Source organism: Streptomyces sp. NPDC007896, from assembly GCF_042959425.1.
In the GTDB taxonomy this organism is placed as follows: domain Bacteria; phylum Actinomycetota; class Actinomycetes; order Streptomycetales; family Streptomycetaceae; genus Streptomyces.
This window is the reverse complement of the sequence record NZ_JBIBKX010000005.1, coordinates 485,713-497,427: the sequence shown is the minus strand read 5'-3', so window position 1 is coordinate 497,427 and position 11,715 is coordinate 485,713. Positions and strand designations below refer to the sequence as shown.

Sequence of the window (11,715 nt, the reverse complement as noted above, 5' to 3'; positions counted from 1 at the left end):
CAGTGGGGTGATGACGTTCGGGAAGCTATTTCTGCAGGGGAGCCTACGCAACGTGAACTGACCGCGGCCCCGGCGGTCAGCGAGCCGGATGTATCTGCTGCCTCAGCCCAGTGGGTGCGTGGATTCGAGGCGCTACGAGGCGTTCTGTCTCTGCTGCTGTCCGGACAAACTTGGTGGTGTCGATACCCCGGTCTTGCCGGTCGATGGGAAACAGTCAGTCGAAGAGGGCAACGAGACCATTCACCCAGATCGCGAGGAACGCAAGGACCGCCACGAGGCATCCGGCCCCTGCCAGGAAGTCGGTGAGGGTGCTTCCCTTGGTGTCTGTGCTTCGGCCAGATGGCACCGTGTCCCAGTCGACGGGGTGTCCCATGGCATCGGAGCAGGCTGCTCGTACTGCTGCCAGTTGCTCTCTTGCAAAGGCCGATTGGGCAAGCGACTCGGGGCCGCGCCAGGCAAGCGCCCGCATGCGCTGCGGAGCTGTGCGGTATCTCGCCTCGAAGGCGGAGGTCTCACCTGGGTCCCGGTCTTGTTCGAGGTACATCCATCGGCCCGCTTCCGCAGGCTCTCCGTACAGTCGGTACACCTCGGCCAGGCGGCGGCGAAGCATCAGGTCGTTCGGAAAGGATGACACCAACCCGCGCAGGCGCTGGCGCGCGACGGGGACCCGGCCGACAGCCAGGTCTGCATCGGCTCGGGCAAGAGTGTCTCTCAGCGGCATAAGCGCATGATCGGGTACTGCAGTGACCGACGTCGAACCGGTTTCTCGCTCAGCACTCGCTCGCCCCTCAGCAGTAACGGGACAGCTCTTCGACTGCTGATGACCCGCTTCGAACAGTCGTAGGTCGACCGGCGAGCGGCGAGGCGCCCGGCCAGGAGGGCAGAGAAGGGCGGTCCGACACGTACCAGGATCAGCCGCTTGCCCCCGTCTGGGTCGAAGGCCTCCCGGCCCGCAGTGGCCGGCACTACCGTGGACCTCACCACGATGCGCAGGAGACCGTCATGAGTCAGGTACCGGCCGCACGCCAGCCGTTGGAGCCCGCGGCCGCAGACGCGGTCCGCGCGTATGCCGCCCGCACCCGGGCCGACGCCGACCGGTTCGCCAGCGCGCTCGAGGACATCGCGGCCAACGGACTGCCGGCGGTCGAGGAATGTACGCCGTGGGAGGAACTGCGCGAGGCCCACCTCGCCCGCCTCGCCGCCCAACGCCCGGCCGTCTCCTGATGCCCGGACGGCGCCGCGCTCAGATCGCCTTCAGCGACTCCGCCGCGAAGCAGCTGGAGAACCTCACCGACGAACACCAGATCCACGCCCTGGACCGCGCACTGGTCGCCATCTCCGTCGACCCCGAGATCGGCGAACCGATCCCCGGCGACACCACCCACCCCGAACTCCGCCAGTACGCAGACGAGATCGAACGAGTCCGCGTCCTGTACTTCGTCACCGCACTGCGCACGATCGTGGTCGTCGCCTACATCGAGGCCTGACTGCCCAGACCACGACGCGTGGGTGCAGGGCCAGTTCCAGGGGCAAGCCGCCAATCTCCCTACCGGCGCCCCTACCGTGCCCCCTGCCAAGTCCCCTACCGGCAGGCACAGCGGGTTGCCCGCTGTCTGTGCAGGTCAGTCCCCTTGAGCGGGCCCGACCACGCACCGCGACAACCCTCTTCTCCCTCCTTTGTCCTGTCTGCTTATTGGGATGGTGTCCGATGCTGGGTGGGGGACGCAGACACGCGGCGGATCGGGGGTGAGGGTTCGGGGCGAGCCTGTTGCCTGTTGCGCGTCGGGCGGCGGCCCTCCGCGCTCGCGTCGGGCAGGGGCCGGCGCACCGGTGGCGCGGGCAGCGACGGGGACGGATGTCAGGGCGATGTGCCGGGTTCGGCCGACTGCTCGCGCTCGTAGACGACGCGGGCCTCGTTCACGGCGCGCTGCCGGCTGCGGTCGACCCCGCCGTGTTCACGCGCCAGTTCGGCAGCGAGCCCGCGGCGATGACCGCCTGTCCGGCGCAGCGCGTCCAGCGCCACCTCGACGGCCCGCTCCCGCTGTTCACGGCCGGGGCCGCCGCCGCGGGTTCCCTGCCCGTCTCCGGGACGACGGCCTGACCCGAGCTGCGCGGTGTCGACGTCCTCCTGCCAGGCCGCCCCAAAGGCCGCTACGGCCTGTTGATCGAAATGGATCGTCCGGCCCACTGTGCGGACGGGCTCCGGGTGCCGCGGATGCTCGGGGCGACGGCCCCGCTCGGCGTCGCGGTGTCTACCTGACGTCGACGAAGTCGCCGGGTGCTGTCGAGGCGGCCGTGGTGGCGGTGCCGCCGAAGAGGTAGCGGTAGTACCCGTCGACTGTGGCCTTGGTGGTGGTCTTCAGGACGCCGGTGCTGCTGGACTTGACGGTCTTGAGGGTGGTGTAGGTGCTGCTGCCCTTCTTGCGGAACTGCAGCTTCGCGGGCTGGGAGGCGTAGCCGGCGTACTTGCCCGTCGACCAGTTGGCGCGGACGAGCTTGCCCGTGACCGTGATGGTCTTGCCCTTCTTGACGGGCTCGGGTGTGGCATCGGCGGTCAGCGTGGAGAGTTTCTTGATCGCGGCGGTGGCGACATCGTCGTTGTAGCTGGCGTTCGCGTACAGGTCCCACGCGCCCAGGAACAGCTTCCAGGTCCCGGCTACGCCGTTGTCCTTCATGTCGGTGGCCGGGTGGATGTTGAAGACGGCCTTGCAGTTGTAGACGCCCTGGGTCGCGGTCTCCGTGCAGCTGGGGTCGTCGTCCGTCCCCAGGCCGCCGGTGATGCCGGCCGTGGTCGAGCTGTCGGTGCCCTGCCACAGGAAGGCCTCGGTGAGGGCGACGCCGTTCTGGTCGGTGGCGGTGTACGTGACGGTGACGGACTTCGTGCCGGTGGTGCCGAGGGCGATGTCCTTGCCGCCGTTGATGACCGCGTGCGAGAACTTGGTGTTGCCCAGCGAGTCGTTCGGACGAACGGTCTTCGAGGCGAAGGAGCTGAGCTTCGCCGACGCACCCGCACGCTCCGACGCCTGAGCGGCAACCGGAAGAGCGAGCGCGGACAGAACGACGGCACCGGAAACTACGGCGGCCGCGACGCGTATACGCATGAATCCCCCACGGGAACCTGAGGGGCCCGCCGAAGTCTCCCTCGGGCCGGGCCTGTTGATCTCCGCATCATATGAACTCAGGTCGGAAATGGTGAAGATCCCTTGTGCAATAAGTGCGTAACGGGCTAGGGATGGCCGGCGGGTCATGTGACGGTTGGTTCGCTGTCTCGTTGGTCTCGTTGGTTTCGGTGTGGATCAGGTGATCTGACGAACGCGGAGTGGGTGTGGTTGGAGGTGTATCTTCCGTCGCCCGGGCAGCGCGGCGGCCGTCGGAACAACCACCGCTCGGTCATCAACGGGGCGGGGTCGATGGTGCTGAACCATGGTGGCCAGGCAGACGCTGGTCGGTGTCAGAGCATCCTGGTGATGTACTGATCCCACCGGTGCAGCCAGTCGTCGTGCCCGTCCTCGCCGGTCGCGGGGACGGCCCGCAGGTCCTCGGGCAGGGTGGTCTCTTCCGGCGCCCAGGTGCCGTCGTTGAAGTAGCAGGCCCACACGGCCTGGCGAGCGGCGTTGATGACGACGGCGCCCACGGGTCCGTCGTCGGCGAGCGCGCTTTCGTCCACGGCGGTGCGCCCGGTCTCGATCGCCTTGTCGGCGCTGCGGAACACCTGGGTGGCCATGCCGTGGGGGGCGGTCCGCTTCCGCGAACGCACTGTTGCGGACGTGCCGCCGTACGACCGCCTGCACGCGCTGATCGTCAGGGCTGTCTCCGGTTATCACGCTGCCTCTTCCTCTGCAGCCCACTCCAGTCCGAGGGCGGCTAGCGCGGCGCCGACCGGCACATCGGCGATCTCCACGGGACGGCTGCCGCTTTCACAGCTCGTGACCGAGATCGGCGACCGGTGAATGCCCCGCGGCGCGGATGCCGGTCTGCGGCAGGCGGCCCTGGTCTTCGAAGTCCGCGTCGCCGCGTCGGGCCTCGCGCGCGGGAGGGTGGGTGTTAGCCGGAGAAGATTGAAGTAATGCGCTCGTGGACCGGTGCTTCGCTGGTGACCGTGGTGTTGGTGGTGAGCGTGCGGAATTGGGCGGGGGTGAGGCCGCTCAGGGCGCGGAAGTCCCGGTTCATGTGTGCCTGGTCGTAGTAGCCGCACAGGGTGGCGGTCTCGGCGAGGGTCCGGCCCGGGGTCTGAGGCAGGGTGATGACGTTCTGGAAGCGCAGGACCCTTGCCAGGGTCTTGGGAGGAAGACCGATCTGCTCGCCGAAGAGAATCTCGAGACGGCGTCGGCTGCGGCCGGTGATTCGAGCCAGCTCGGTGACCGTCACCCGGCCACGGGTCTCGCACAGTCGGCGCCATGCTTCCAGGACTACGGGGGAGGGCGTGCGGCCGCAGGCCAGCCGTGCTGTGATTGCGTCGTCGAGGACTGCGCAGCGGTCGTCCCAGTCCGGGGTCTGGGCCAGGATTTCAGTGAGTTGGGCGACCCACCGATGGCCCAGGATCTCGGAGGGATGGATCACCTTGTCCGCGAGATGGCGCAGCGGCAGGCCGAGCAGGCAGTACGCGCCGAGAGGCGTGAATTCCACCTGAACGCCGTGCGCGGTGCCGGAGATCTCGCTGATGTCTGCATGCGAGTGCAGGCCGACGGCCATCGCCTCCCACGCCGTCCCTTCCCGTTCCCGGTCTTGGACGTCTCCCAGACGCAGCGGGTCGCCCCACCCAAGGAACAGAGTCACTGTGGCCGCAGGGACCCAGAGTGTGCGCTGCGGCGGTGCGGCTTGCGACCGGTAGCCGATGTACTTCACCACATGCGCCCGTAACCAGTCGGGCGCAGCCCGCACGTAATGCTCTACCACGACCTGGCTCGCTGAGGATCTCTCCACTGCAGGCACTCGCATCCTCACCTCGATTGGTCCTCGCGGTGAATGACCCGTCAGAGCCTTTCAACCGCCTCCCCCCTAACTGCGCGCACGCTTGTCGCAGTCCACGACATCCTGGCGGGGCAGCCTCTTGAAGCTTTTCCAGAGCGTCGGTGCGCATTGGTACAAGACGCCCGGCCAGCCTCAGCAGCAGTCTGTTGCCGTGCACCCCGGCCGGTGAAGACGAGATCAGGTCGCCTCATCAGCCAGAGCTTGACAACAAGCCTGGCCCGGTCGGCCTTGTCCAGGGCGAGCTGGAAGCCTCTGGTCTGGGCGAGGGACTGCTGCACCGGGTCCTGGGTGGGGTCGACGACGGCGTCGAAGACGGCCCGGCCCACGTGTCCGGGGAACAAGTGGGCGTAGGTTGCGCCGAGATGGGTGCCGTACGAGGTGCCGAAGTAGTGGAGCTTGTGGTCACCGAGGACGTGGCGCAGCAGGTCCATGTCGCGGGCCGCGTTGGTCGTGCTGACATGCGGAATGACCTTGCCCGAGTTCGCTTCGCAGGCCGCCAGGTACTGCGCGAGGTCGGCTTTCAGCTCTTTGTCGTTGCCGGGGTTGCCGTCGAGCTCGTTCGCGGCGTCAGTGTCCTAGTCGTTCAGGCAGCGCACGGGCGCGCTGGCGCCGACGCCGCGCGGGTCGAAGCTCACCAGGTCGTAGCGTGCGTGCAGATCGCGGTAGTCGTTCGCGAACTGGGGGAGCTCGGCAACGCCGGACACGCCAGGGCCGCCGAAGTGGAAGACGAGTGAGCCGATGCGCTTCTGTCCGTCTTCCGGGCGAGCCTTCGCGCGGATCAGCGCCAGGTTGATGGTGTCGCCGCCCGGATCGGCGTAGTCGAGGGGAATCTTGAAGGTGGCGCACTCCCAGGGTGTGCCGTCGGGCAGTCTTCCTGGCGCTCCGGCATCCGCGCCCTGCAGGTTCGTAGGGGCCGGGCAGCTCTTCCAGCTCAGCTTCTGGCCGGTGAGCGAGTCGGGCAGGGGAGCGCCCGGGCTCACGGATGCGGAAGCTGCGGGAGATCGGGCCCCGGGCGTTGTCTCCGCGCCGACCCCAGTGCCTGCGCTGGCGGTGCCGGCCACCAAGGCGACGGAGGATGCCAAAGCGCGCGCCCGTATGTACATCGCCGCGGATGATGACGTGGACCTTGTGGTTCTCGTCATTGCTTACCCCCTCACCGCTCGTCCCTTGTGACCCTTATTTTCAGTAGAGCAAGCCGTCGAGCATGGTGCGACCGCGTGCCCGTACAACCCCGCCCCTGGTCATGGCTCAGACCTGGGTGACACAGGCCCACGGTTCTCACAGAGGGCAGGGCTCTCGACACACAGCGGCAGGCTGCCGCGGGCGGGACGCCCGGTAGTCGGGCATCAACCTTGCTGTCGTTCCGCACCGCGTCGTCCAGCAGGTAGGGGCTTCCCCAGGGGAGGTCTCGTAGTCGTTCACCGTCTCGTCGACGCAGTCGCTTCCGCTCCGAGTTCCGTGCCATCGCCGGCGTCCTCCGCCTCGAAGGCGCCGGTCAGTGCGGGCAGCCCTTCGTCCTACTTCCGCATGATGGCGGGTTCGTGGCGGCGCAGAAGCCGTGTGACGGCGTAGCCGAGGACGGCCGAGAAGACGATGAGTATCCCCATGTTCTGTAGCCAGGTGGTTGCGGTGTGGTGGAAGAGCGGGTCAGCTGCGGTGGGGGCGATGCGGGCGAGGTCGATGGTTGAGGCCATCGCGGCCAGTGCCCATCGGGAGGGCACCAGCCAGGCCACGATCCCGAAAACCCCGTGGATAGGCAGCAGGGCGCCGCAGAACACGACCTGGACGATGGCGAGGAAGACCAGCAGCGGCATGGTCACCTCTTCCTTGTTCACCAGGGCGGAGATGAGCAGTCCGAGCATCATGGCGGTGAACGCCAGCAGGGCCACGGCGAGTGTGATCTCCAACAGCGGCGCCATGAATACCCCATGACCGCCGGGCGCGCTCAGACCGATGCCGGCCAGTGCCACCAGAGTGAGCACGACGGCCTGCAGCACCGTGATGGTGCCGAGGACGATGACTTTGGACATCACATAGGCGGATCTGGACAGTCCGAAGGCCCGCTCTCGCTGATAGATGACGCGCTCTTTGACCAGTTCGCGTACCGCGTTGGCAGCCCCGGTGAGGACGGCGCCTACGCAGAGGATGAGCAGCGTGCGCGTCACCGACTCCTGAGTCAGCCGGCGGCCCCCGACGAGCGCGCGGGTCAGAAGACCCATCACGAACGGCAGCGCGATCATGATGGCAACGAAAAGGCGGTCGGCCCTAAGCGCAGCCGCGTGGCGCCGCACCAGTGTCCTCAGCTGCGCTGTCCAGGTCTGGCGCCGCGGAAGCGATCCGCTCACACCTGGTGGAGCCTGCCGAGCGGGCTGCCGCGCGCCGGCAGCCTCGATGTACTGCCGGTGCTGTGGCGAGCGCCGGTACTCCCCGGCCCAGTCCCGGCCGCGGTCGGCCTCGAACGCCTCGAATGCCTCCGGCCAGTCAGAGAGGCCGAAGAAACCCAGGGCATCCTCGGGCGGTCCGTAGTAGGCGGTCCTGCCGCCGCGGACGAGGACGAGTAGCCGGTCACAGACCTTGAGGCTCAGCACACTGTGGGTGACCACGATGACGGTCCGCCCGTCGTCGGCCAGGCCGCGCAGCATGGCCATGACGGACCGGTCCATGCCGGGGTCGAGCCCGGAGGTCGGCTCGTCGAGGAAGAGCAGCGAGGGCTTGGTCAGCAGCTCCAAGGCCACGCTCACCCGCTTGCGCTGGCCGCCTGAGAGGCGGTGGATGGGCTGCTCGGCGCGTTCCTGCAGGCCGAGTTCCCGGATGACCTCATCGACCCGCGCCTCCCGTTCCGCCGGGGCGGTGTCCTGGGGGAAGCGCAGTTCGGCCGCGTAGACGAGGGCCCGGCGCACGGTCAGCTGGGTGTGCAGGATGTCGTCCTGCGGGACGAGACCGATGCGCTGGCGCAGCTCCGCGTAGTCGCGATAGAGGTCGCGGCCGTCATACAGGACGGTCCCGCGGTCGGCAGGGCGCAGCCCGGTCAGCGCGTTCAGAAGGGTGGACTTGCCCGCGCCGCTCGGGCCGACCACCGCGAGTAGGCACTTCGCGCCGACAGGAAAGGAGATCCCGGCGATCAGCGTTTTGCGGCCACCATCGACCGCGACCGTCAGATCATGCACATTCAGGGACACCTCACCGGAGTCGACGTACTCCCGCAGCTGGTCGCCGATCAGGCAGAACGCGGAGCGGCCGATGCCAACGATGTCCCCCTCGGCGACCAGGGCGTGGCCGACCGGACGACCGTTGAGGAAGGTGCCATTGTGGCTGCCCAGATCGACGATCTCGTACGTCCCCTCGGCGTGCGCGCGCAGTTCGGCGTGATGGCGCGAGACGCCCAGGTCGTCGTCGATGACGAGCTCGTTGTCCCGCTCACGGCCGATACGCACCGTCTGTCTCGGCCGAGGCCGCACCGTCGCCGGAATCCGGAAGGCTCCCGTGAACGAGGGCTCCACCACGGCAGACGGCCCCTCGAGCCAACCCGCCGCCGGGGACTCCCGGTGGCAGGCGGTGACAACGGCGCACGGCCCGGTCATCGGATTACCGAAGCGGAGGACGCTTCCGGGCCCTACAGCGCACACCTGCACACGGCGTCCCCCGTCATACGTGCCGTTCTTGCTGCCCTCATCCACGAGCGTCCAATGACCGGCGTCGGCGCGCAGCACCGCGTGATGCCAGGAGACCCGGGCATCGTCGATGGCGATGTCACACAATGGATCCCGCCCGACGCGGTAGTTCCGGTTCGGGGTCATCACCGTAGAGCCCGTGTCGGTCTCGAGAACGAGTTCGGGCGCAAGCGGTACCCCGGGCCGCTCTCCCATAGCAGAAATTCTACTGAGCGATCTGCATATGTGCTCGATTTAGACCATTGCCTGTGCGCACAGCTAGCCCACGCCCCGAGTGCAGCCGAACAACGCGAGAGCCGTGCCAGGAGGGAGCAAGCCTGCTGCGGACAAGCGCGGGAGCCCTCGCCCATTCCTGCCTGATCGGCGGTCGAGTTCCGGCTCAGACGGTTAACCAGGTCCCAAACCCTCTAGCCAATTTACGGGCATGCGTGCGCAACGTTCGAGCCGGGCTGCTCTTCTGAGTGTCGCCTAGGGAGCTCGCAGCATCGGTATTAAGTACCTGTCCGTCATGCTGATCAGCAGTGCAGTTCACCGCGATTCCCAGGCCTGGTAGCCCTACGAATTTGCCTTTTGTCCATACAGCGTTGACGCAGTCGCCGGGGTGTAGAGCCTGGGTCAACCCGACCGCGTCTCCCGTAGGGCTTCACTGGGCCGGTCGGAGTCGTGCTGGAGGAGGGCTTGTGAGAGCTGCTGAGTCCGGCCACTACGGCCCATGCCCCAAATCCAACGACGAGCAACGCGGCAGCAGTCAGGGCGATGTTGCGGCGTGTCATACGCGATGGATGAGGTACAGGAGCTGGTGTTGGGGGCTTCGGTCGTGGCGGGTGGGGGCTGGGGGGTTGACGGTTGCTCGGTGGGCTGCGGCATCTCGGTGATGGTCTGCTGCGGGGCTCGCAGGGTCTTTGTCGTGAGCTGACGGAGGAGGGGTGTTGCGTCGTCAGCTTGGAGACGGTGCGCGGGGTCCTTGGCAAGGAGCATCAATAGCACGGGAGCCAGGTCGCCGGCACGGGAGGGCGGTGTGGGCTCTTCGGTGAGCAGTGCGGTGAGCGTGGCCAGGTAAGAGCTGCGGTCGAAGGGACTGTGTCCTTCGACGGCGTAATAGAGCGTGGCGCCGAGGGAGAACAGGTCTGATTCCGGTGTCGGCTCTGCTCCGCGCGCGCGTTCCGGCGCGAGGTAGCCGGGGGTTCCGACGATTCCGGAAGCAGTGGTGAGCCGTGCTTCGCCGACGTCTCGTTGGAGCGAGATGCCGTAGTCGCTGAGCAGGATCCTTCCGAGCTGCGCAGAGTCGGGGACTTGAGGCTCGGGGGTGGTGAGCAGGATGTTGGAGGGCTTGACGTCCCGATGCAGGATGCCCAACCGGTGACCTGTCATCAGGGCATCGAGCAGGGCCACGCCGAGCCTGGCTGTATCAGTCGGTGACAGGGGTCCGCTCTCGCGGATGACAGCCCGGCGTCTTTGCCCACCCCCCGGCCACCGGCCGGGCGAGATCGAGGAGATCGGCACGATGACCAGCGACACCTCCCAGCCCTCCGCCGCCCGCCCGGTGCTCCAGCGCTGGCTCACCGGCGCTTCCCACACCCACCCCGTGCGGGTCATGGAAGCCGCCGCAGGGACGAACCTGGATCTCCTCGTAGGGCTGGACGCCTTGGAGACGATGGCGTCCGCACTCGACGGCGCGGCCGCCGGCGACCCTCGCTGGCGCAGGAAGATCGCGGAATTCGGGCAGCTGACCTCGATGGGGCAACTCCTCGAGATGCGGGCCGAGTTCGCTCTCGCGCTCGCCCGGGCCGATGCCGGGATCGGCTACGAACTCGGTGACACCAAGATTGCGAACCCCGACTTTCTGCTCACCCGGTCCGGCGCACGCCTGTGCCGGGGTCGAGGTGACCGCCCGGGCGCCGCGGAACATCAACGAACTCGTCGAGCGTGTGGAAGCGGCCGGCGGCGGCCGATTCGACGTGGATCTGGCCTTCGACCGCTATCCCAGCCGTCTGCAGCCAGGGGGCGCCGACAAGGCCGCGGCGGCCGTGCGCACCCAGGCCGATGCCCTCGGCGCGGGCAGCCCGGCCGTGGCCGAGGTCATCCGGGTCGAGGACCCGAAGAACGCGGGACCCGTGGAGATAACCGTCCAGGTCTGTCCGGGAAACGGCGCGGTGGGCTGGGAAGTCACCGCCGGGATACTGGACGGCCCGCTGGGCGCGGCTGAGTACGCCGCGTTCGACGCCGGCCGCGGTGCGCAGAAGGCGGCCCAGGGCCGTTCCCTGGACGGTGCGCCGGTGCTCCTCGCCGTCGACGTCTCCCGCTACGGAGCCGCCTGGATGCGCCCCGGCACCGTGTGGGCCGCGCGACTCGCCGCCTGTGAGTACTTCACGCCCGACTACCCCTTCGCTGGGCTGGCCGTCATGCGCCAGAGCCTGGAGCAGCCGGGTTTGATCGACATCGGCGTCGGTCTCTCACCCCATCTGTCGGCAGCTGACCGGCAGGTCCTTGAGGATCTGTGCACCACCCTCGGCTGGCCCTGCGCATAGCGGCCGGCGTCTTCGGTCCTGCGGCCGCGGCCGCAGGGCGGTCCGCCCGACTCTCACCCGGCCGTGGTCTGTTCGCGCAGCGTACGGATCCGCCTCTCCATGAAGCTGGCCGGGCACGTCTCCTCGCCGGGGATCCGGAAGTTGTCCGGGTCGGCTGCGAGCTGTTCCATGAGCGCCTCGTACAGGTTGTCGAGGAGCGGCTCGATGCAAACCGCCAGGGTCTCAGCGAACTGCGCGGGGGAGGGGTTCGCAGCGATGGTGCGGTCCAGGAACGGGAACATGCCGAACTCGTCGATCCGTTGCCGCAGCGCGGCCAGAACGGAGCAGCACCGTGGCCGCCACCGCCCGGCCCGTGTAGCTCGACGATGGTGAGCGCCGTGCCCGCGCGGCAGTCGCCGACTGTGGGGGGACCGGGCCGGCAAAGCGGTTCTGGCTGTCACCCGCGACGGAAAGGACGACACCACGGCGATCCTCACCAGCGACGCCGACGGCCAATCCACCGCGTGCATGATGCGGGTGCGGCAGTCGGCATGAGGACGGCCACT

The 11,715-nt window shown here is 68.1% G+C and carries 13 protein-coding genes and 1 pseudogene; 5 read left to right on the top strand and 9 right to left on the bottom strand.

The window, feature by feature from the left end; translation table 11 throughout:
• Positions 1–214: 214 nt before the first annotated feature.
• A complete protein-coding gene (locus ACFZDJ_RS19880; protein WP_384924742.1) occupies positions 215–721 on the bottom strand; it encodes a DUF6584 family protein in 507 nt (168 codons plus the stop codon).
• Between the two features lie 281 nt (positions 722–1,002).
• Between ACFZDJ_RS19880 and ACFZDJ_RS19875 the strand changes: the two genes are divergently transcribed.
• The 3 genes from ACFZDJ_RS19875 to ACFZDJ_RS19865 all read left to right on the top strand — a co-directional run bounded on the left by ACFZDJ_RS19875 (position 1,003) and on the right by ACFZDJ_RS19865 (position 2,101).
• Entirely contained in the window at positions 1,003–1,224 is a 222-nt protein-coding gene (locus ACFZDJ_RS19875; protein WP_382100763.1) for a hypothetical protein, read from the top strand.
• Positions 1,224–1,487, top strand: coding sequence for a hypothetical protein (locus ACFZDJ_RS19870; protein ID WP_390940561.1), 264 nt, complete (start codon positions 1,224–1,226; stop codon positions 1,485–1,487). Before ACFZDJ_RS19875 ends, ACFZDJ_RS19870 begins: the two co-directional genes overlap by 1 nt.
• Before the next feature lie 368 nt (positions 1,488–1,855).
• Positions 1,856–2,101 carry a hypothetical protein gene (locus tag ACFZDJ_RS19865; RefSeq protein WP_391060477.1) on the top strand — a complete coding sequence of 82 codons (246 nt, stop codon included), beginning with the start codon at positions 1,856–1,858 and terminating at the stop codon, positions 2,099–2,101.
• Positions 2,102–2,252: 151 nt separating this feature from the next.
• Here ACFZDJ_RS19865 and ACFZDJ_RS19860 read toward each other — a convergent pair whose 3' ends face one another.
• Entirely contained in the window at positions 2,253–3,101 is an 849-nt protein-coding gene (locus ACFZDJ_RS19860) for a hypothetical protein (protein WP_391060475.1), read from the bottom strand.
• Positions 3,102–3,263: 162 nt separating this feature from the next.
• On the opposite strand from ACFZDJ_RS19860, the pseudogene ACFZDJ_RS19855 reads away from it, so the two are divergent.
• Positions 3,264–3,401: pseudogene (locus tag ACFZDJ_RS19855) on the top strand (transposase); the annotation flags it as partial.
• Between the two features lie 50 nt (positions 3,402–3,451).
• On the opposite strand, the gene ACFZDJ_RS19850 reads toward ACFZDJ_RS19855, so the two are convergent.
• The 6 genes from ACFZDJ_RS19850 to ACFZDJ_RS19825 form a co-directional block, all read right to left on the bottom strand.
• Complete coding sequence (locus ACFZDJ_RS19850; protein ID WP_391060473.1) at positions 3,452–3,724, bottom strand: hypothetical protein; 273 nt, start codon at positions 3,722–3,724, stop codon at positions 3,452–3,454.
• A 320-nt stretch (positions 3,725–4,044) separates the two neighbouring features.
• A complete protein-coding gene (locus ACFZDJ_RS19845; RefSeq protein WP_391060471.1) occupies positions 4,045–4,692 on the bottom strand; it encodes a helix-turn-helix domain-containing protein in 648 nt (215 codons plus the stop codon).
• 281 nt (positions 4,693–4,973) lie between these two features.
• Positions 4,974–5,438, bottom strand: coding sequence for an alpha/beta fold hydrolase (locus tag ACFZDJ_RS19840; protein WP_391060593.1), 465 nt, complete (start codon positions 5,436–5,438; stop codon positions 4,974–4,976).
• 108 nt (positions 5,439–5,546) lie between these two features.
• Positions 5,547–5,951 carry a hypothetical protein gene (locus ACFZDJ_RS19835; protein WP_391060469.1) on the bottom strand — a complete coding sequence of 135 codons (405 nt, stop codon included), beginning with the start codon at positions 5,949–5,951 and terminating at the stop codon, positions 5,547–5,549.
• Positions 5,952–6,488: 537 nt separating this feature from the next.
• The gene (locus ACFZDJ_RS19830; RefSeq protein ID WP_391060467.1) at positions 6,489–8,837 is read right to left on the bottom strand and encodes an FHA domain-containing protein; all 2,349 of its coding nucleotides are present in this window, start codon (positions 8,835–8,837) and stop codon (positions 6,489–6,491) included.
• Between the two features lie 420 nt (positions 8,838–9,257).
• Complete coding sequence (locus tag ACFZDJ_RS19825; RefSeq protein ID WP_391060465.1) at positions 9,258–10,238, bottom strand: protein kinase; 981 nt, start codon at positions 10,236–10,238, stop codon at positions 9,258–9,260.
• 287 nt (positions 10,239–10,525) lie between these two features.
• On the opposite strand from ACFZDJ_RS19825, the gene ACFZDJ_RS19820 reads away from it, so the two are divergent.
• Positions 10,526–11,170 (top strand): hypothetical protein, encoded by a 645-nt coding sequence (locus ACFZDJ_RS19820; RefSeq protein ID WP_391060463.1) that lies wholly within the window; start codon positions 10,526–10,528, stop codon positions 11,168–11,170.
• Between the two features lie 53 nt (positions 11,171–11,223).
• Here the strand turns inward: ACFZDJ_RS19820 and ACFZDJ_RS19815 are convergent, their stop codons facing one another.
• Positions 11,224–11,451: a hypothetical protein gene (locus ACFZDJ_RS19815; protein WP_391060461.1), complete on the bottom strand. Its 228-nt coding sequence runs from the start codon at positions 11,449–11,451 to the stop codon at positions 11,224–11,226.
• Positions 11,452–11,715: the final 264 nt, after the last annotated feature.

Bases quoted from the DNA above. Each gene is read 5' to 3' on its own strand.
- ACFZDJ_RS19845 (WP_391060471.1), bottom strand. From the start codon at position 4,692: ATGGCCGTCGGCCTGCACTCGCATGCAGACATCAGCGAGATCTCCGGC.
- ACFZDJ_RS19880 (WP_384924742.1), bottom strand. From the start codon at position 721: ATGCCGCTGAGAGACACTCTTGCCCGAGCCGATGCAGACCTGGCTGTC.
- ACFZDJ_RS19860 (WP_391060475.1), bottom strand. From the start codon at position 3,101: ATGCGTATACGCGTCGCGGCCGCCGTAGTTTCCGGTGCCGTCGTTCTG.
- ACFZDJ_RS19815 (WP_391060461.1), bottom strand. From the start codon at position 11,451: ATGTTCCCGTTCCTGGACCGCACCATCGCTGCGAACCCCTCCCCCGCG.
- ACFZDJ_RS19830 (WP_391060467.1), bottom strand. From the start codon at position 8,837: ATGGGAGAGCGGCCCGGGGTACCGCTTGCGCCCGAACTCGTTCTCGAG.
- ACFZDJ_RS19865 (WP_391060477.1), top strand. From the start codon at position 1,856: ATGTCAGGGCGATGTGCCGGGTTCGGCCGACTGCTCGCGCTCGTAGAC.
- ACFZDJ_RS19875 (WP_382100763.1), top strand. From the start codon at position 1,003: ATGAGTCAGGTACCGGCCGCACGCCAGCCGTTGGAGCCCGCGGCCGCA.
- ACFZDJ_RS19825 (WP_391060465.1), bottom strand. From the start codon at position 10,238: ATGACCCGCACGGGGTGGGTGTGGGAAGCGCCGGTGAGCCAGCGCTGG.
- ACFZDJ_RS19850 (WP_391060473.1), bottom strand. From the start codon at position 3,724: ATGGCCACCCAGGTGTTCCGCAGCGCCGACAAGGCGATCGAGACCGGG.
- ACFZDJ_RS19870 (WP_390940561.1), top strand. From the start codon at position 1,224: ATGCCCGGACGGCGCCGCGCTCAGATCGCCTTCAGCGACTCCGCCGCG.